The organism is Mesorhizobium sp. M0011 (genome assembly GCF_040324155.1).
Classification (GTDB): Bacteria; Pseudomonadota; Alphaproteobacteria; order Rhizobiales; family Rhizobiaceae; genus Mesorhizobium.
Map to the genome: position 1 here is coordinate 45257 of NZ_JAMYVQ010000029.1, position 19141 is coordinate 64397.

The window sequence follows — 19141 nt, forward strand, 5'->3', positions numbered from 1 at the left end:
GAAGGCCGGAGTCGAGCGAACGGTCATCTTAGAGAACAAAATATAACATTGAAAGCCTGCCTTCTGATCATATGTGTTCACTTTTTTTGGATGGCGCGTGCCAGCATCAGGATCCGGTTACAGCCGCCAAAAGCCGTCAGGTCATGTAGACGCCGCCGGTCACGTTGACCCCCTGGCCAGTCATGAAGCGGGCTTGATCCGAACAGAGGAAGACGACGACGTCGGCGACATCCTCCGGCAGCTCGAGCCGGCCGAGCGGCGTCTGCGCGATATAGTCGGCGACCACCCGTTCGGGCGTGACTTGCCGCAGATGCGCCTCCCACTCGACTTCTCGCGATTGCATGCCGGTCTTGACGAACCCCGGGCAGACGGCATTGACGCGTATCCCTTTGGGCGCGAGCTCGCGGGCAAAGGCCTGCGTCCAGCCGAGCACGGCGAACTTGGACGCCGAATAATGCGCCAGGAGCGGCGCACCGACCTTCGCGGCAAGCGAGGCGGTGTTGACGATGCAGCCCGTGCCCTGCTTGACAAAATGCCGTCCAGCGATCTGATTTGCGAGGAACACCCCGCGCGCATTGACCGAGAAGTTGAAGTCCCACTCCTCGTCGGTCAGATCCAGCGCATGCTGCATGGTGGACACGCCGGCATTGGCGATCAGGATGTCGCAGCCGCCAAGCGCTTCCAGTACGGCGGCAAAGGCCGCCTCGACGGAATCGCGACGGCGAACATCGACCGTGACGGCGACGGCACCGCCGCCAATCTCCTCGGCCGCCTTGCGCGCCGCGTCGGGATCCAGATCGCCGATCGCCACGGCGACACCCTGCCGCGTCAGGGCGGTCGCGATCGCGCGACCGATCCCCGCGCCGCCACCCGTCACAAAGGCACGCTTGCCCGCGAGTTCGGCAAGCACTGGAGGAATGACGGAGACAGCCGGCATGGTCGTATTCTCTCTGCTTGGTGGCGGAATGCGATCTGTTGATATCGAGATGCATACCAATAAATTCGAACGCTGCAAACATATTTTTGTTTGAAAATGTTCGATCATGCGGTAGAGTTGAAGTTGCAGACCGCTTCGTCAGCGGCTTACCCACCGGATACATCGATGGCCGACGACACCGCCTCTCCCCTATCGTCCACGCATGGCGCACCGCGTGATGCCGATCGTCAGCGCCTTCTCGCGCACGATCGACAAGCCCGCATCCTCGCTTTCCTGCGCCGGACGGGGTCGCTCACCGTCGCCGCGGCAGCGGCCGAACTCGCCGTTTCCGACATGACGATCCGCCGCGATCTCGTCGAACTGGAACGCGAGGGCAGGCTGGTGCGAATCCATGGCGGCGCGATCGAGGCCGATAACCCGCCGCTGGTCGCCATGGACAGTGAGGAGCCGAGTTTCGATTCGCGCTTGCGCCAGCGCCGTGACCCGAAGGCCGCGATTGCCGCCGCCGCGGCCGCCTTGGTTTCGGGATACCGCACGATCGCATTGGATGTCGGCACCACCACCTATCTGATGGCCGAGCACCTCAAGGACCTTCCGCACGCCAAGGTGTTCACCAACAGCCTCAGGATCGCGGCGGCGCTGAACGGCGGTATGCCCGAAGTCTATGTTGCCGGCGGCCGCGTACGAGCCGACGAGATGTCGACCGGCGGACCCGCGGCCATCGCCCAGTTCGAGGCGCTGTGGTTCGACGTCGCCGTGATCGGCGTCTCCGGCATCACGGCGGACGGCCTTTTCGACTATTCCTTCGATGATACCGATATGAAGCGCGCCTATCTGAGACGCTCAGGCACCAAGATCGTGCTCTGCGATTCCGCCAAATTCCTGCGCATGTCGCTGGTGCGGATAGCGCCACTATCGGACATCGATATCCTCATCACCGATGCCGAGCCGCCGGCCAAGATCGCCGCGGCGCTCGCCGCGGCCAAGGTCGACCTGCGCATCGCGCCGCCACTGACGCGCGACTGAGGCGCAACATTCTCACTTTATCCCCAAGGAGACGACTCGATGGTATTTGAATTTTTCGGCGACAAGAAGAAGGCTGTCATCTCGATGGCCCACATCGGTGCCCTGCCGGGAACGCCCCTCTATGATGCCGATGGCGGCCTCGACAAGCTGATCGATGGCGTGCTCTCCGACATTCGCAAGCTGCAGAGCGGCGGCGTCGATGCCATCATGTTCGGCAACGAGAACGACCGCCCCTATGTCTTCAAGGCGCCGCCCGAAGGCATTGCCGCCATGACTGCGATCGTCCAGGCGGTGAAGCCCGAACTGAAAGTGCCGTTTGGCGTCAATTATCTCTGGGATCCGACCGCCAGCGTCGCGATCGGGGCTGCCACCGGAGCCCGTTTCGTGCGCGAGATCTTCACCGGCCTGTTCGCTTCCGACATGGGCTTGTGGGAGCCCGATTGCGCCGCCGCCTCGCGCCTGCGGCACAATCTTGGCCGCGACGACATGAAGCTTCTCTTCAACATCAATGCAGAGTTCGCACACTCGCTCGACCAGCGTCCTATTGAATTGCGCGCCAAGAGCGCGGTGTTCTCGTCGATGGCCGACGCCATCCTCGTTTCCGGTCCGATCACTGGCCAGCCGGCCGACCAGTCCCACCTGCGCAGCGTCTGCGAGACGATCAAGGACGTGCCGGTCTTCGCCAACACCGGCGTGAACATCGACAATGTCCGCGATGTCCTTTCGCTGGCGAGCGGCGTCGTGATCGGCACCCATTTCAAGATCGATGGCAATACCTGGAACGCCGTCGACGGCGATCGGGTCAAGCGCTTCATGGACGTTGTCGCCACCTTGCGCTGAGGACGGCTTCCACGGCGATGCCGGCCACCGCCGGCTCGCGGTGATCATATCGATCGTTGCGGGCCGGCGTCCGGAATGATCGACTGGTATCGAGCAGTGGGACACAACGAGGCAGACAGGTTCGCCCGCCTGCCCTTCCCGGCATTTCAATGGATTCGACATGGCGTTCGTTCTCGGTCTCGATATCGGCACCACCTCGACGATCGGCATTCTGATCCGGCTTCCCGATCAGGTGCTGGGCCTCGCCTCGCGCCCCGTCACGCTGCATTCCGAGCATGCGGGCTGGGCCGAGGAAGATCCCGCGCAATGGTGGATCAATGTCCGCGACATCGTGCAGGAGTTGCTCAGGACCGGCGGCATCAAGGCCGAGGAGATCGTGGCGGTCGGCACCACCGGCATGCTGCCGGCGGTCGTTCTCCTGGACGACCAGGGCGAAGTGCTGCGGCCAAGCATTCAGCAGAGCGACGGCCGCTGTGGCGCCGAAGTGGCCGAACTGCGGACCGAATGCGATGAGGCGGCTTTCATCGCCAAGGCCGGCAACGGCATCAACCAACAGCTCGTCACCGCAAAGCTGCGCTGGATAGAGCGTCACGAGCCGGAGGTGTTCAGCCGCATCGCCACCGTTTTCGGCTCCTATGACTATATCAACTGGCGCCTCACCGGCGAACGTGCGGTCGAGCAGAACTGGGCGCTGGAGGCAGGCTTCGTCGATGTTTCGACGCACCGGATCGACGACGATCTGGTGGCGCTCGCTCACATACCGCGCTCGGCCGTGCCACGAAAGATCGCCTCGCATGAGATCCTCGGTTCCGTCTCGGCGAAGGCCGCGGATGAGACCGGCCTGATGGCGGGAACACCTGTCGTCGGTGGTGCGGCCGACATGATCGCTTCCGCGCTCGGCGCCGGAGTTGCCAAAGCAGGCGATGTCCTCCTGAAATTCGGCGGCTCGGTCGATATCCTGATCGCCACCGATCAGATCAAGCCAGATCCGCGCATGTATCTCGATTACCATCTGGTGCCGGGCCTGTTCATGCCCAATGGCTGCATGTCGACCGGCGGCTCGGGCCTCAACTGGTTCGTACGCAATTTCGCCGGCGGCGAGATGGTCGCGGCACAGGCCGAGGGTATTTCGGTACACCAGCGGCTCGATGCGCTGGCGGCAGAGCGTCCCGCCGGTGCCGATGGCCTCATCATCCTGCCCTATTTCCTCGGCGAGAAGACGCCGATCCATGATCCAGCGGCCCGTGGCGTGATCGATGGGCTGACGCTGTCGCACGATATCGGCCATGTCTGGCGCGCTTTGCTCGAGGCCTATGCCTTTGCCATCGCGCATCATGTCGAGGTGCTCAACGACATGGGCCACCGGACCGAGCGCTATCTCGCCTCCGACGGCGGCTCAAGCAGCAAGGTCTGGATGCAGATTGTCGCGGATGTCCTGCAAAAGCCGGTCCAACGCCTGACCGGGCACCCCGGCTCTTGCATCGGCGCTGCCTGGACGGCGGCGATCGGCGTCGGCCTAACCGACGACTGGTCGGGCGTTTCCGGTTTCGTCAGCTTCGCCGACCGGCTCGATCCCGACCCGCGCAAGGCTGACATCTACCGCGACGGCTATCGCCGCTATCGCGATCTTTATGCGCGCCTGTCGGCTCCTGGCGCGACCAGAGCGGGATCGTCATCGTGATGTATCGCGCCGTCGCCTGGGACATCGACGGAACGCTGATCGACAGCGAGCCGTTGCATCATCAATCCCTCCTCGCCGGCTGCCGCAACTGGAACGTCGATCTTGACGACCTGCCCGACCAAGCCTTTCGCGGCATCCATATGGGCGACGTCTGGACAATGCTGCGTCCGCGTCTCCCAGTCGGGCTCGACCAGGCGGAGTGGCTCGCCGCTATCAATGCCCACTACGTCGCGAACCGGGCGAACGCCGTCCCAATCCCCGAGGCGGTCGAGACGATTCGGACCCTGGCTGACCGCGGCGTCCCGCAGGTCTGCGTCTCGAATTCCGGCCGGCAAGTCGTCAATGCCAATCTCGATGCGCTCGGCGTGCTCGATCATATGAGTCTCACAATCAGCCTCGACGACGTGTCGGCCGGCAAGCCCGACCCCACGCCCTATCGCGAGGCCTGCCGGCAGCTCGCCGTAGCTCCAGAGTCGGTGGTGGCCGTGGAAGACAGCCGCACCGGCACTAAGGCAGCACGAGCCGCCGGTCTGTTCGTGGTTGGCTATCTCCCCAGCGGCGGCCTGCTCGGCGACGTCGATCTCAGCACCAACCGTCTGTCGTCGATCCTGGATCTGTTTCCAGGCTGAGGGTTTGCGCGTCGTTACCTTCCAGGTGTGCGCTTGACCATGCATTCAGGATCGTAGCGTGATGGCAACTGATCGATTCACATCGACCGGTAGGAATCCCCCTTGCGCCTCGGCGTCGTGAAACCGCAAACGACACCACACCAGGATGGACGCTTGATGAACGACCTCCCCCAAACACTTGCAGCGGACTCGCTCGGGCCAACCGTGACGATTGGAGAAATCCTGGTAGAGATCGTCGCGAGGCAGACAGGCACCGGCTTCCGGGAACCTATCGACCTCATTGGCCCCTTTCCGAGCGGCGCGCCCGCCATCTTCATCGATCAATGCGCACGTATGGGCGGAGCGGCCGCAATGGTGGGCGTGGTCGGCGACGACGATTTCGGCGTCGTCAACGTGGAGCGCCTGAAGCGGGACGGCGTAGACACTTCCGCCATCGCTGTTTCCCCGGATTATCCGACGGGCAGCGCCTTTGTTCGCTACCGCACGGACGGAAGCCGCGATTTCGTCTACAACATCGCCAAATCCGCCGCCGCTCGACTGGAATGGACCCCGCAGGTCGAGGCGCTGATCGCGCGTTGCGGGCATATCCATGTCATGGGAACGGTGTTCGCAAGTCCCGCAGCCTGGGCGATCACCGAACGCGCGATCCCGCTGATCAAGGCACGCGGCGGCACGATGTCGCTCGATCCGAACCTGCGCAAGGAATTGCTGGCGCACGGCCAGACCGAGGAGAAATTCGCCGGCCTGGTGGACGAAGCGGACCTGCTGCTGCCGTCGGGCAATGAATTGTTCCTGGCCGCCGGCATGGACGGGGAGGAACGCGCGATCGAGGCGCTGTTCAGACGAGGGGTCAAGGAGATCGCCGTGAAGCGCGGCGAACATGGCGCGTCAGCCCGTCAGAGCACGGGCGCCAGCACCGATTGTCCCGGCCTGATCGTCGAGGAAACGGACCCCACCGGCGCCGGCGACTGTTTCGGGGGAGCCTATGTCGCATGCCGGCGGCTGGGCATGGCGCTGCAGACGGCGCTCGAATTTGCCAACGCGGCAGGGGCGCGCAACGTCACACGCCTCGGCCCCATGGAGGGAGCCGGCACGCGGGCCGAGCTGGAAGATTTCATGGCAAGAACGGCGAGAAGAAATTGATGCGTGGGGCGATCGAAGATGTGCCGGCCCTGCACAGGGAAGGCAAGAAAATCGGGGTGACCTCGGTGTGTTCGGCGCACCCGCTGGTGCTGAAAGCCGCACTGCGCCATGGCCGGGAAACCGGCACCACCGTCCTGATCGAGGCGACGTGTAATCAGGTCAATCATCTGGGTGGTTATACGGGCATGACGCCGGCCGATTTCGCGGCGATGGTGGAAGCGCTCGCGGCAGTCGAGCAGTGCCCGGAAGAGCTGATCGTGCTTGGCGGGGATCATCTCGGCCCTAATCCCTGGAAAGACCGGCCCGCCGAGGAGGCGATGGCGCAGGCCGGGACGATGGTCGATGCCTATGTCCGCGCCGGCTTCCGCAAGATCCACCTCGATGCTTCGATGGGCTGCGCGGGTGAACCGGCGACGCTAGACGACCACACGGTGGCCGGGCGCGCGGCCAGGCTGGCGGGCGTCGCGGAGCAGGCGGCAGCGCAGAGCGGCGGGGCAAGCCCGGTCTACATCATCGGGACGGAGGTGCCGCCGCCCGGTGGCGCCGATCACACATTGGATGCGATCACCCCGACCAGTCCGGAGGCCGCTCGCCAGACACATGCCATTCACGCTCAAGCATTCCACACAGCCGGGCTTGAAAGCGCATTTTCCCGCGTCATCGGGCTTGTGGTGCAGCCGGGCGTGGAGTTCGGCAACCAGAATGTGATTTTCTACGATCGGGCAAAGGCCCGCGACCTGGCGGCAACCCTCGACAGATTGCCGTCGCTCATTTTCGAAGCCCATTCGACGGACTATCAGGGTGAGAGGCCGTTGCGTGAACTCGTCGAGGACGGCTTCGCCGTCCTCAAGGTCGGACCCGAGCTGACCTTCAAGCTGCGCGAGGCGCTGTACGCGCTCGACCTGATCGCTTCCGACCTGGTGCCTGACTATGGCGAGCGGCCGCTTTACCACGCAATGGAAGAGCTGATGCAAGGCACCCCCAAGAATTGGGCAAGCCACTATCATGGAAGCGATGCCGACAAGCGGACGCTGCGCCACTACTCCTATTCCGATCGCATCCGATATTATTGGGCGATCCCGCAAGCCCGTGCCGCCTGTAACCGTCTCTTCGATACGTTGAACGGCCGCAAGGTGCCGGTGACGCTGTTTCTCCAGCACCTGCCTTCTGCAGTCACATGGGCTGGCCGCGCCTGCGACGTCGAGGATATCGCGATCGGTCACGTCCGGCGGAGCATCGAGGCCTACGCCCGGGCATGCGGCACCTGAGATCCTCGTCCGGCACTTCAAGGCCAGAGCGGATGGGCTGGCGGGCGGCAGGAACGCTTACAGCGATGGTCCCAATCGTATCGGGCTGCCGTCGCTGAAACGGGATTGACGGAACCTGTGGAGATTGTGCCCGGTCTCGTTGCCCTGGATCAAATCGGACAGGATGCGGCCCATTCCGGGTCCTATGCCGAAGCCGTGGCCGCTCATCCCGGTCGCTATAACGAGACCCGGGATCGCAGCGGCGCGATCGACGATGGGCACGACATCAGGCATCGCATCGATCATGCCCGCCCAGCTCGCCTTGAGCGGTACAGTCGTGAACTGAGGGAAAAGCTCCCTGAACCCGCGGTCGATGGTGCGGAGCGCCGACGTCTCGGGAGCGGGATTGAGGACCCGCATCCGTTCGAAAGGGCTTTCTTCATCCGCGTTCCATCTGCGCGGCGTCGACCAGCCATCCGGGTATCCTCGCGGCGCGGCCGGCAGGTAGCGCGTGCCGAAGGGATTGGCCATCAGGGCGCTGAAATATTTGCCCGCATGGCGAAATGCGTCCGGCCCTATGTAGAGTTGGCTGCTGCCTCCCGATGCGAGCGTATACCCGCCATCCTGCCTGCGCCGGAAAGCGATGCGTTCGTCCGCGGCGGCACCGGCGTGGATCTCCGGCATCGGGGCTGTCGCGGCGACGGTCGCCCTGACGCTGAGCTGCGGAATTGAGATGCCGTGGGCGCGCAGAAAGAGCGACGTCCACGCGCCGCTGGCGACGACGACGCTCGAGGTCGCGATGTGCCCTTTCTCGGTCCAGACGCCACTGATGCGTCCCGCGGAGATGTCGAGCATACGTGCCGCGCAATTCTCGATGATCGTCACACCTTCGCGGGCCGCCAGGCGAGCAAGCGCGGGCACCGCGACCCAAGGTTCCGCCCGCATGTCCGATGGGGTGATCATTGCGCCTTTGAACGGTCGCGACATGGCCGGGATCAGGCTTGCCAACTCACCTTGGTCGAGGAGACGCGTGTCGACGCCATGAGCCTGGGCAATCTCGAGAAACTTCGCGAAACCGGCCATCTCCTTGTCTGTCCGCGCAAGATAGGTAACGCCCGTCTGCTTCAGTCCTATGTCCTCGCCACATTCCTGCGCCAGTTGCCGCCAGAGGCGCTGCGCTTCGATGACGATCGGCAGTTCGTCGGCATCGCGGCCCTGCTGCCGGATCCAGCCCCAATTGCGCGAGGATTGCTCGGCGGCGATGCGGCCCTTTTCCAGCAGCGTCACCGAGACGTTCCGTCGCGCCAGGAACAGTGCCGTGCTCACGCCAATGACCCCGCCGCCGATGATCACGACGTCCGAAGTCTTCGGCAGGGGCTGCTGGAACTGGATCGAGGTGGCCTCGGTGAAGGGGAAGATTGTCAAAGAGCACCGTCCTTCTTGGTATGCTGCGGCGACATCCAGCCCACGCTGGCAGCGAGATCTGGGCAGCGATATCTGGCCGCCGTGAAATGTCGATACCACGCGAGGAGATTGATCGTCAGCTACTGCTTGCCGACAAGGACGGCGACAGATCGCGGGTCTGGAAGCCCCTCTGGACAATGAGTTTTGAAACTGCCGGCCAAAGGCTGGCGACTGTGCAAGCGTGCCCCACTATTGCGTTATCGGCGGCGGCATCGTCGGCCTGGCGACGGCCATGCGGCTGGTTGAGACATATCCCGGCTGCAGCCTGATGCTGTTGGCCGGAAATACTGTCCGAGCCTCGGCCTCGCCGACCTGCTCCCGCACGAAGCAGGCATCCGCGCGCAAGCCGTGCGCAAAGACAGTGCCCTCATCCATGATTTCCTGTTCGCACAAACGGACCGCATGCTGCACGTCTGTAACGCCCCTTCACCCGCCGCCTCCTCGGCGATCCCGATTGCAGAGATGATTCGAGATCGCCTCATGCAGGGCTGCTGAAAACGAGGCGGTATGCATGGAGCCGCAACGCCCGCTGAACGCTGGAGTATCCGTCTTGGCCAAGAAAGGGATTGGGGCACCGGCCGCGGGCAACGCAGCTTTTGCGTCAGAACCAGATCCGCTCACCACCGGGCCAGCAATTCCCCTCCCGGCGAGAAGGTACTTGGCCTGCCGGCTATAGCCGCTCGGCCTCAGGCCTGCGGTTTCCGCAAGCGTTAGCCTCCTGTGGACGCCGGCATTTTTGGCTGCGCAAAGATCTCAAGCGAAACGACGGCCAACGTCGTTGGCAGGTTCGACCGTCATAGGCATAGCTCGACGAGCTCCCTATGGTACACGTCCACAGGATGCACTGACACTCAAGCCAGCTTGGCTAAGCTAGAAATCTTTAAGTCTTTGAAATTACTTGACTATTTATGGTACCGTTGGCTGGGATCGAACCAGCGACCTCCGGATCCACAATCCGGCGCTCTAACCATCTGAGCTACAACGGCACGTTGCCCGAGCGGATCGAAACAGAAACTCATCCGCCCGCTCTGTCGTTCGGCGATGCGTCCTTACGGGCTTATGGATTCTAATTCAAGGCTTTTGGAAAGCAAAGGTCACTTCCCCACATCGACGCGGCATTTGCCTGGCAAGAAGGACCAGGCGCCGGACAAAGAAAAAGGCCGGCGGGAGGAGGTGCCGGCCTTTTCCTGTTACGAGCCAGCGGGAGGAGGTGCTGGCTGGTCACCCCGGGGAACAGAGGGAGGAGGTTCCACTCACCGGGTATTCCTTGATGGCTGCCATCATACACCTGATCGTTTTTAAGAAAATGCGACCTTTTGTTGCATCTTCCGATCATGCGCAAATGTTAGGCAACCTTGATTTCCTTCATCGCCTTCTCGAAGGCGGTCTTGATCGGCTTGGAGACGTCCTCGGCCGCCTTGGAGGCAACGGCCTGGAAGTCCTTGGCCTGCTCGACGGTCGATTCGACGCGCTTGCGCAGGAAGGCGGTCTGCAGCTCGACGACTTCCGACAGCGACTTGGCGCCGATCAGGGCCTCGAGGTGGGAAAAACCGGCCTCGGCATTGGCACGCAAAGCGGAGATGGTCTTGAGCGACAGGTCGTTGGAAACGGTCTTGGCGGTCTCGTAGGTCGACTCCAGAGCCTTCTGGGTCTCCTCGGCGCCGGTCTTCAGCTTGGCGTAGGCCTCTTTCGACTGCTCAACGCCCTTTTCGGCGAAAGCGCGGATCTGGTCGGTGGCCTTGGAAGCGTCGAAGCTCGGGAATTCAACGTTTTCGATCGTCTCGGCGGTCTTGGTCCTGGACATTTTCCATCCTTTTCAGCGGCAGCGGCTTTGACAGAAAGCCGTCTCGTTCATGTATGATGGCAATATAAAGGCAAATTTTGTGCATTGCAATATCTTTGTTGCAGTGCACCATAAATTTCTTTGGGCCGTTAACCAAGAGCCCAGATTCCAGCCTTTGCACGTTCTGGCTTGTGGACCTTCGCGCCTCCGGCTTTTATTAACAAAGCGTTAACTGCAAAATCGCCGCTCCGTGAGGTCCGCCAAGCGCATGCCGTCCGAATATTCCTTCCTCGATGTCGCCGTGCTCGACGCGGTCCGCCAGCGCTTTGCGGCAGGCGACGCGATCGCGATCCTGTCGGCGGATCTGGAGCAGGTGATCTGGGCCAACGGGCCAGGAGCCGCGATGTTCGGTTATCCCGACATCGAGGCGATCATCGGCGCCTCGGCGCAGTTGCCCGTGATCGCCAGGCGCCAGATCATGGCGACCAGCGGATTTCCCGAGATTGGCAGTGACCGCGCCATCATGGTGCGGCTGGCGACCGGAATGACCAGCCGCGCCGTCGGCTTCCTGGCCAGTGCGGTGACCATGCCGGACGCCGAAAAGGCTATCATGCTGGCAGTGCCGGCGGCTCAGACGGGCTCGCGCAGTGCCGGCGAAATCGCCGCGCGCGCCATTAGCGGCTTCACCGAGGATGGTCATTTCATCGCCTTTGTCGATGCCCGGGGCAACGTCGAGGCGGCCTCGGAGGGATTTTCGGCGCTTGGCATCCTGCCGGAGACGCTGGCGGCACTGGTTGCCGACGTCGCAGCCGAGAGCGACCGCATCGTCAAGCGCCTTGTCCCCGGCGGCACGGCCTCCTATCCGGCTGGGCTGGCAAGATTAACCGAGGAGCGGCATCTGCTGGTGGTGATCGACGAGGACCAGCTCGACGACACCGCCCCCGCGGGCGAACATCCTACACAAACCATTGCCGAGGGGGCACCTGCTGGCGATGCGGCTTCCCAGCCGGAACAGGGTCGCCAGACACCGACCGACGAACCAGGCGCCGCGTTGCCGACCGAGGACGTCGCCGGATCGCGGCCGCATGCGATCGCCGACGCGACCGTACAGACGCCGACAGCGGCCAATAGCGATCAGCCGGCATTGGAGCGCACGCCGGCGCAGCACGACCATTGGTACTTCAACGCCGGCGAGGACGGAGGGCAACAGGCGCCGCGACCCGCCGCGCCCGGACCTGAAGCTCCGGCCGAACCGGCGGCCCTGGAAATCCAGTCCACTTCCGCGGCCACGCCGACGACCGTCTCGGCGATGGACCGCGCCGCGGCGCCGGTGCGTTTCGTCTGGCGCACCGATGCCGAAGGCAAGTTCAGCGCGCTGTCGCCGGAATTCGCCGACATCGTCGGCAAGCCGGCGGCCGACGTGATCGGCCGCCGCTTCAGGGATGTCGCCGCTACATTCGGCCTCGACCCCTCCGGCGAGATATCGGGGCTTCTCGAACGGCGCGATACCTGGTCGGGGCGCTCCGTGCTGTGGCCGGTCGTCGGCACCGACCTGAAGATACCGGTCGACCTGGCGGCGCTGCCTGTCTATGGCCGCAGCCGCGCCTTCGAGGGTTTCCGCGGCTTCGGCGTCGCCCGCGCCAGCGACGCGGTCGTCGATCCGGAGGCCATCGGCATGGCGCTGGTGCCCAATAGCCAGGCGCCGGCAACGCCGGAACCACAAGCCATCCAACCCGCACCCGAACAGCCGAACGCTGAGGAGCCCAAGGCCGAGGACACGCAGGCATCGGATCCGTTCAAGGGCGAGGTGCCGGCGTTGACTATCGTGCCGAAACAGGAGCGGCGCTTTGCCGACAAGGTGATCCGGCTCGCCGAACACCGCCAGCCAGCCAATGACAAGGGTCTGTCGACCCTGGAACGCAGCGCGTTCCGCGAAATCGGCGAGCGGCTGAAGAAGGATAGTGCTCCGGTCGAGCCGCCTGAGGCTGAGACTGCGGAGGCGTCGACAGCGGAGGCCGAGGCTCCGGTCAAGCCGTCCGACGACCCGATGCACAGCGGCGTCATCCCTGCGTCAGGGCCAGAGAACGAACCGGTCGAGCCACCCGATGTCGATGCCGAAGACGAGCGGGATCTGGTACGGCTTGACGGTCACGCGGACGAAGCGGCTCGTGAAGCCCCCCCTGGGATGAATGTGACGGGCTCGTTGCTCGACTATGCCGGCCAAGATGACGAACGTGGCCCCGTGGCGGCGGAACCAGAGAACACCGCTGCCGTTTCGCCCGGCGAAAAGCCTGAAGCCACTGACGCGACACATGATGGCCTCGATGACGACAGCATGACGTCAGCAGATTTTCGCGATGCCGAAGACAGTGAGGATTGGGCGCAGCCCGACGAGGAAGCCGCGCCGCCCGACGAGCAGGCGGTTGCCGAGGAAACCGTCAATGCAGGCGGCGACGCGGCGGAAATACGCGTCGAGCGCCCTCGCCTGCAGGTGCCGCCGCTCAAGGCCGAAGGGTTCGTACCGTCGGCGTTTTCCGCCGGAGATGAGCACAAGGCTCCGGACACGTCGCTGCTCGGCAAGCTGCCCGTGCCGCTGCTCATCCATTCCGGGGACCAGTTGCACTATGCGAATGAGGAATTCCTCAGCCTGACCGGCTACGAGGCGCTTGACGATCTGGCGGATGCCGGCGGCCTCGGCGCGTTGTTTGCCGACCCCTATGCCGATGACGGCGTTTCCGACGGCACCGATCGCGCGCTGCGGTTGAAAACACGTGACGGACAGGAATTCCCGATCGAGGCCATTTTGCGCTCGGTTCCCTGGCGCGACGGCAAGGCGCTGATGCTGGTCGTGCGACGCTCCGGCGAGGATGATGCGCCGGCGAGCCTGCATGTCGTTGGCGACGAGCAGACGCAGCCGGATATTTCCGAGCTCAAGGCGCGCATCGCCGAGATGCGCACCATTATCGACACCGCCACCGACGGCGTCGTGCTGATCGGCCGTGACGGCACCATCCGATCGATCAGCCGGCCGGCCGAAGCACTGTTCGGCTTCGACAGCGACGATGTGACCGGCAAGCCGTTCGCCTCGCTGTTTGCGATCGAAAGCCAGCGCGCGGCACGCGACTATCTCAATGGGCTGTCCGAGCCCGGCGTGGCGAGTGTCATGAACGACGGCCGCGAGGTGATCGGGCGCGAATCGCAAGGACGCTTCATTCCGCTGTTCATGACCATCGGCCGGCTGCCCAACGACAGCGGCTTCTGCGCCGTCGTTCGCGACATCACGCAGTGGAAGCGGGCCGAAGAGGACTTGACGCAGGCACGTGCGGTGGCCGAGCGCGCGTCCTCGCAGAAGACCGATTTTCTGGCCCGCATCAGCCACGAGATCCGCACCCCGCTCAATGCCATCATCGGTTTTTCGGAATTGATGGTCGACGAGAAATTCGGACCTGTCGCCAACGACCGCTACCGCGACTATCTGCGCGATATCAACCGCTCGGGCAATCATGTGCTCGACCTGGTCAACGACCTTCTCGACATCTCCAAGATCGAGGCTGGCCAGCAGGAGATGGCCTATGAGGCGGTGTCGCTCAACGACACGCTGGCCGAAACGGTGGCGATGATGCAGCCGCAGGCCAACCGCGAACGGGTCATCATCCGCTCCAGCTTCGCTTCGCGGCTGCCGGAAGTGGTGGCGGACCTGCGCAGCGTGCGCCAGATCGCGCTCAACATCCTGTCGAATGCCATCCGCTACACCCAGGCCGGCGGCCAGGTGATCGTCTCGACCGCCTATGAGACGTCGGGCGACGTCGTCATGCGGGTGCGCGACACCGGCATCGGCATGAGCCATGCCGAGATCGAGCAGGCGCTGAAGCCGTTCAAGCAGATCAACGCCCTGAAGCGCGGACGCGGCGACGGGACCGGGCTTGGACTGCCGTTGACCAAAGCGATGGTGGAAGCCAACCGTGCCCGGTTCACCATCAATTCGACACCGGGCGAAGGCACCCTGGTCGAGGTGGCTTTTCCGTCGACCCGTGTGCTCGCGGAATAGGTCAGCCCTCTACGGTCCCGATAAAAAGAAAAGGCGCCCAAAGGACGCCTTAAGAGATGGGATTGCTGTCACAACGGGGGCTTGAGCGAATTCGGATCCTCGGGGCTGAGGAACGGGATTTCTCCCTCAAGTTACGTGCGACTATCGACGCCGGACCTTAACAACTCCTTACCGGGGCGCCGGAAAATTTACGAATGTGTACCACTCATGAAATCTAGGTAAATTCCAGCGAGATATTTCGTTAACCATGCCGGCTGCCAATTACTCGGCCAGTTGCGGCAGGTTCTTGAACAGCTCAAGCGCCTCTGGATTGGCGAGCGCTTCCTTGTTCTTGATGGCGCGGCCATGCACGATGTCGCGCACCGCAAGCTCGGTGATCTTGCCCGACTTGGTGCGCGGGATGTCGGTGACGGCGACGATCCTTGCCGGCACGTGCCGCGGGCTCGCGCCGCTACGGATTTTTGCCCGTATGCGTTTTTCCAGATCCTCGTCGAACTGCACGCCGGCGGCTAGCCGCACGAACAGGACGACGCGCACGTCGTTGTCGAAGTCCTGTCCGATGCACAGTGCTTCCAGGATCTCAGGCATCTGCTCGACCTGGTTGTAGATCTCCGCCGTGCCGATCCTCACCCCGCCCGGGTTGAGCGTGGCGTCGGAGCGGCCATGGATGATGAGACCGCCATGCTCGGTCCATTCGGCGAAATCGCCATGATACCAGACATTGTCGAAGCGCTCGAAATAGGCCGCCCGATACTTCTTGCCGTCGGGGTCGTTCCAGAAGCCGATCGGCATCGCCGGAAAGGCTTTTGCGCAGACCAGCTCACCCTTTTCCTGTCGGACCGGCCTGCCATCGTCATCCCAGACATCGACTGCCAGGCCGAGGCCGGGTCCCTGGATCTCGCCGGTCCAGACCGGCTGCGTCGGCACGCCGAGCACGAAGCAGGAGACGATGTCGGTGCCGCCGGAGACCGAGGCCAGATGCACGTCCTTCTTGATGCCGTCATAGACGAAGCGGAAATCTTCCGGCGACAGCGGCGAGCCGGTGGAGGAGATTGCCCGCACAGTGGCCAGATCATGCGTGCGGATCGGCTTGAGACCAGCCTTGCGCACGGAATCGATGAACTTGGCCGAGGTGCCGAAAAAGGTCATCTTCTCGGCATCGGCGAAATCGAACAGCACATTGCCGTCGGGATAGAAGGGCGAACCGTCATAGAGCAGCAGCGTGGCACCCGAAGCGAGCCCCGACACCAGCCAGTTCCACATCATCCAGCCGCAGGTGGTGAAGTAGAAGAAGCGGTCGCCATCGGTGAGACCGGCATGCAGCCGGTGTTCCTTGACATGCTGGATCAGCGTGCCGCCGGCCGAATGGACGATGCATTTGGGAATGCCGGTCGTTCCCGACGAAAACAGGATGTAGAGCGGATGCGAAAACGGCAGCGGCTCGAAAGTGACAGGCTTGCCGGCGAAGGGCGACAGCGCCTCTTCCAGCGCTACCGCCTTGTCGATTGTCCCGGCGACATCGCTCGATGTGCCGAGATAGTCGACGACCAGGATCTTGCGGACAGTGCCGAGCTTGGCCGCGACCGCGGCGATCTTGCCGGCGACTTCGATCGCCTTGCCATTGTACCAATAACCATCCGGCGCGATGAAGACGACGGGCTCGATCTGGCCGAACCTGTCGAACACGCCCTGCTCGCCGAAATCGGGAGAGCAGGACGACCACACGGCACCGATCGAGGCGGCGGCCAGCATGGCGGCGACGGTCTCCGGCATGTTGGGCATCATGGCGGCAATGCGGTCGCCCTTCTTCACCTTGAGCGACAGGAAAAGCTGCTGCAGCCGCGAGGTCAGCGCGTGCAACTCGTTCCAGGACAGCCGGCGCTCGACCTTGTCTTCGCCGCGAAACACGATTGCGTCGCCTGAGTCGGTCTTCTTCAGCAGATTCTCGGCGAAATTCAGTGTCGCATCGGGAAAGAAAGAAGCGCCGGGCATCTTGTCGCCGTCGACGAGCAGGTTATCGCCCTTGTCGCCGACGATGCCGCAGAAATCCCAGACCAGGCTCCAGAACCCTTCACGGTCATCGACCGACCAGGCATGAAGCTGCGAATACGAGGAAAAAGCTACGCCGGCTTTCACTCCGGCGGCCCTGGTGAAGGCGGTCAAGGGTGCTGCGTCAATCTGGTCTTGCGTCGGGGTCCAGAGCGGTTGTCCGGCAGCCATGATCGTTCCTCCACGGTCGCCATCGCTTATGCATATCGCAGCGCAGCAGAGCAAGATTTTGTTCGGCTGATGCGACCAGATGTGCGCAAATGCCATCGCCGGGCCATAAAGACTTGAAATGCCTCAGCCCTAAGTCGTAGTGACAACTTGAAGTCGTAGTGACGGCCGGAAGTCGTGGTCACGACTGCAGTCGTGGTGACGACTGGGGTTACACCCGTCGGGCGATTTGTCGGAATGGAAGCATACGGGGCCATATGCCATCATCTATGATCCGGCGCGGAATATGGGCGATCGGCGCTGCCGTGATCGTCGTCGCGCTGGTCGTTGCCGCCCTGCCGCTGATCGCCTCCACCCGTATCGTGCGCGACCGCATCGCCTGGGAAATGAGTGCGTGGAGCGGCTTCCGGGTCGCCATCGACGGTTCGCCGCGCATCGAGGTCTGGCCGACATTCCGCGCAATCCTGACCGATGTGACGCTTTCGCAATGGACCGACACCGAGGCGCCGCCGGTGGTCGAGGCAGAACGGGTCGAGATCGATCTTTCCGCCATGGCGGCGCTACGCGGCGACGTGGTGTTTGCGACGGCGCGGCTGGTGCGGCCGACGATCCGGGTTCAGCGCACGCCTGCCGGCCTTTTCCTGCCTGCTGTCCCGACCGGCGGGCGCATCACGCGCTCCATCGACACGGCGCGCGGCGTGGTCAATGCCGACCCCGCCAAGCCGGACCTCGACAAGCTGCCTACCGACACCTTCGGCACGGTCGAGTTTCGCGACGGCCGAATGGTCGCCTCCATCGGCGGCAAGGACGTCGAGATCCTGAGCAGTTTGAACGGTCAGGCGAATTGGGCGGCGATGAACAGCAATGCGACGCTGTCGGCAACAGGGATCTGGCGGGGCGAAAGCGTCGCGCTGGACGTCGCCTCGGCCAAACCGCTTGTGCTGTTTGCCGGCGGCACGGCGCCGCTGGCGCTGTCCTTCAAGGCGGCACCCGCCACCTTCTCGTTCGACGGCACGGCCAGCATGTCTGAAAATACCTATTTCGACGGTCAGGCGAAGTTCTCGGCACCCTCGCTGCGGCGCGTCCTGGAATGGTCGCAGGCCGGCATCGCTCCGGGCGCGGCGATCGGCTCGGTCAGCATTTCGAGCAAGATCACCGCGACCGGCGGGCGCGTCAAGTTCGACAACACGGCGATTGCGCTCGACAACAATCCGGGGATGGGTGCACTGGACCTCTCGCTTGGTGAAGCACAACCGGTAATCTCCGGCACGCTCGCCTTCGACACGCTCGACCTCAGATCGTTTCTGTCGGCCTTCACCCCGCTGGTGCCGACCGGAGGGGCGGGACCCGGCGAAATCGACACAAGTTTCGCCGACAAGATCAATCTCGATCTGAGGCTGTCGGCAGCCCACGCCACGGCGGGGCCTATCCAGCTCGCCGACGTCGCCGCCACCGCCCAGGTCAAGGATGGTCTGTCCGTCTTCGACATTTCCGATGCCTCGGCCTTCGGCGGCAACATCCAGACCAGCCTTCGCTTCGATCGCAAGCCGGAAGGCTCGCAGGTCGAGATCCGCCTTCTGGCGTCCGACATCGACGGCGGTGCTTTCGGCACGGCGGCAGGGATGACGCGGCTGGTGCCGGTCGGCACGGGCACCGTCTCGGTGATCCTCAAGGGGCCGGGCAGAACCTGGGATTCCATCTTCGACAATGCCGACGGCTCGGTCTCGGCGACGTTCGGGCCGGGTGCGTTGAGCAAGCTCAACCTGCCGGCCTTCCTCAAACATACCGAACAGGGCGGCTTCTTCGCGCTCGACGATGTCTCTGACGGAACATTGCCGATCGACGGTGCTGAGATCAAGGCCACCATTTCGAAGGGCGTAGCGCGGATCGACAAGGCCGAGGCCAATTCAGCGAAGTACAAGATCTGGCTATCCGGCATCGCGTCCTACGCCGGGCGCGGACTGGCCTTGTCCGGCGGCGTCATTCAGCCTGAGCAGGCGGCAACGCAGGCCAACGGCCAGCAAGGTCCCAACCAGTCGTCGTTCTTCGTCGGCGGGACATGGAGCACGCCGTTCATTTCCCCGATCAGCCGCGGCGTTTCGGGGGAATAGGCCGCCACCGCGCCT

12 protein-coding genes, 1 tRNA gene and 1 pseudogene are annotated in these 19141 nt (G+C 63.6%); 9 read left to right on the forward strand and 5 right to left on the reverse strand.

Annotation, left to right across the window (positions count from 1 at the left end; translation table 11 throughout):
* Positions 1–136: 136 nt before the first annotated feature.
* On the reverse strand, positions 137–937 hold the full coding sequence (locus tag NKK51_RS25700; protein WP_127292989.1) for an SDR family NAD(P)-dependent oxidoreductase: 801 nt from the start codon (positions 935–937) through the stop codon (positions 137–139).
* A gap of 165 nt (positions 938–1102) precedes the next feature.
* Here NKK51_RS25700 and NKK51_RS25705 point away from each other — a divergent pair, with 165 nt between their 5' ends.
* The 6 genes from NKK51_RS25705 to NKK51_RS25730 all read left to right on the forward strand — a co-directional run bounded on the left by NKK51_RS25705 (position 1103) and on the right by NKK51_RS25730 (position 7524).
* The gene (locus tag NKK51_RS25705) at positions 1103–1963 is read left to right on the forward strand and encodes a DeoR/GlpR family DNA-binding transcription regulator (protein ID WP_352440770.1); all 861 of its coding nucleotides are present in this window, start codon (positions 1103–1105) and stop codon (positions 1961–1963) included.
* A gap of 39 nt (positions 1964–2002) precedes the next feature.
* Positions 2003–2803: a BtpA/SgcQ family protein gene (locus NKK51_RS25710; RefSeq protein WP_023809131.1), complete on the forward strand. Its 801-nt coding sequence runs from the start codon at positions 2003–2005 to the stop codon at positions 2801–2803.
* Positions 2804–2963: 160 nt separating this feature from the next.
* On the forward strand, positions 2964–4484 hold the full coding sequence (locus tag NKK51_RS25715) for an FGGY-family carbohydrate kinase (protein ID WP_352555012.1): 1521 nt from the start codon (positions 2964–2966) through the stop codon (positions 4482–4484).
* The gene (locus NKK51_RS25720) at positions 4484–5113 is read left to right on the forward strand and encodes an HAD family hydrolase (protein ID WP_352555013.1); all 630 of its coding nucleotides are present in this window, start codon (positions 4484–4486) and stop codon (positions 5111–5113) included. Before NKK51_RS25715 ends, NKK51_RS25720 begins: the two co-directional genes overlap by 1 nt.
* 156 nt (positions 5114–5269) lie before the next feature.
* Positions 5270–6256 (forward strand): tagatose kinase, encoded by a 987-nt coding sequence (locus NKK51_RS25725; protein WP_352555023.1) that lies wholly within the window; start codon positions 5270–5272, stop codon positions 6254–6256.
* The gene (locus NKK51_RS25730; RefSeq protein WP_352555014.1) at positions 6256–7524 is read left to right on the forward strand and encodes a D-tagatose-bisphosphate aldolase, class II, non-catalytic subunit; all 1269 of its coding nucleotides are present in this window, start codon (positions 6256–6258) and stop codon (positions 7522–7524) included. The genes NKK51_RS25725 and NKK51_RS25730 overlap by 1 nt, the downstream gene beginning before the upstream one ends.
* Before the next feature lie 57 nt (positions 7525–7581).
* Here the strand turns inward: NKK51_RS25730 and NKK51_RS25735 are convergent, their stop codons facing one another.
* A complete protein-coding gene (locus NKK51_RS25735) occupies positions 7582–8928 on the reverse strand; it encodes an NAD(P)/FAD-dependent oxidoreductase (protein ID WP_352555024.1) in 1347 nt (448 codons plus the stop codon).
* Positions 8929–9246: 318 nt separating this feature from the next.
* Here NKK51_RS25735 and NKK51_RS25740 point away from each other — a divergent pair.
* Positions 9247–9462 (forward strand): annotated as a pseudogene (locus NKK51_RS25740) (L-2-hydroxyglutarate oxidase); the annotation flags it as partial.
* 414 nt (positions 9463–9876) lie between these two features.
* Here the strand turns inward: NKK51_RS25740 and NKK51_RS25745 are convergent.
* A tRNA-His gene (locus NKK51_RS25745) sits at positions 9877–9953 on the reverse strand.
* Positions 9954–10312: 359 nt separating this feature from the next.
* Positions 10313–10771 carry a phasin gene (locus NKK51_RS25750; RefSeq protein WP_013530255.1) on the reverse strand — a complete coding sequence of 153 codons (459 nt, stop codon included), beginning with the start codon at positions 10769–10771 and terminating at the stop codon, positions 10313–10315.
* A 247-nt stretch (positions 10772–11018) separates the two neighbouring features.
* Here NKK51_RS25750 and NKK51_RS25755 point away from each other — a divergent pair, with 247 nt between their 5' ends.
* Positions 11019–14798 (forward strand): PAS domain S-box protein, encoded by a 3780-nt coding sequence (locus NKK51_RS25755; protein ID WP_352555015.1) that lies wholly within the window; start codon positions 11019–11021, stop codon positions 14796–14798.
* Positions 14799–15059: 261 nt separating this feature from the next.
* Here NKK51_RS25755 and NKK51_RS25760 read toward each other — a convergent pair whose 3' ends face one another.
* Positions 15060–17018: an acetoacetate--CoA ligase gene (locus NKK51_RS25760; protein WP_352555016.1), complete on the reverse strand. Its 1959-nt coding sequence runs from the start codon at positions 17016–17018 to the stop codon at positions 15060–15062.
* Between the two features lie 254 nt (positions 17019–17272).
* Here NKK51_RS25760 and NKK51_RS25765 point away from each other — a divergent pair, with 254 nt between their 5' ends.
* Entirely contained in the window at positions 17273–19126 is a 1854-nt protein-coding gene (locus NKK51_RS25765) for an AsmA family protein (protein ID WP_352555017.1), read from the forward strand.
* Positions 19127–19141 lie beyond the last annotated feature (15 nt).

Excerpts from the sequence above, each read along its gene's own strand:
- NKK51_RS25700 (WP_127292989.1), bottom strand. The coding sequence starts at position 937 with ATGCCGGCTGTCTCCGTCATTCCTCCAGTGCTTGCCGAACTCGCGGGC.
- NKK51_RS25705 (WP_352440770.1), top strand. The coding sequence starts at position 1,103 with ATGGCCGACGACACCGCCTCTCCCCTATCGTCCACGCATGGCGCACCG.
- NKK51_RS25710 (WP_023809131.1), top strand. The coding sequence starts at position 2,003 with ATGGTATTTGAATTTTTCGGCGACAAGAAGAAGGCTGTCATCTCGATG.
- NKK51_RS25715 (WP_352555012.1), top strand. The coding sequence starts at position 2,964 with ATGGCGTTCGTTCTCGGTCTCGATATCGGCACCACCTCGACGATCGGC.
- NKK51_RS25720 (WP_352555013.1), top strand. The coding sequence starts at position 4,484 with ATGTATCGCGCCGTCGCCTGGGACATCGACGGAACGCTGATCGACAGC.
- NKK51_RS25725 (WP_352555023.1), top strand. The coding sequence starts at position 5,270 with ATGAACGACCTCCCCCAAACACTTGCAGCGGACTCGCTCGGGCCAACC.
- NKK51_RS25730 (WP_352555014.1), top strand. The coding sequence starts at position 6,256 with ATGCGTGGGGCGATCGAAGATGTGCCGGCCCTGCACAGGGAAGGCAAG.
- NKK51_RS25750 (WP_013530255.1), bottom strand. The coding sequence starts at position 10,771 with ATGTCCAGGACCAAGACCGCCGAGACGATCGAAAACGTTGAATTCCCG.
- NKK51_RS25755 (WP_352555015.1), top strand. The coding sequence starts at position 11,019 with ATGCCGTCCGAATATTCCTTCCTCGATGTCGCCGTGCTCGACGCGGTC.
- NKK51_RS25760 (WP_352555016.1), bottom strand. The coding sequence starts at position 17,018 with ATGGCTGCCGGACAACCGCTCTGGACCCCGACGCAAGACCAGATTGAC.
- NKK51_RS25765 (WP_352555017.1), top strand. The coding sequence starts at position 17,273 with ATGCCATCATCTATGATCCGGCGCGGAATATGGGCGATCGGCGCTGCC.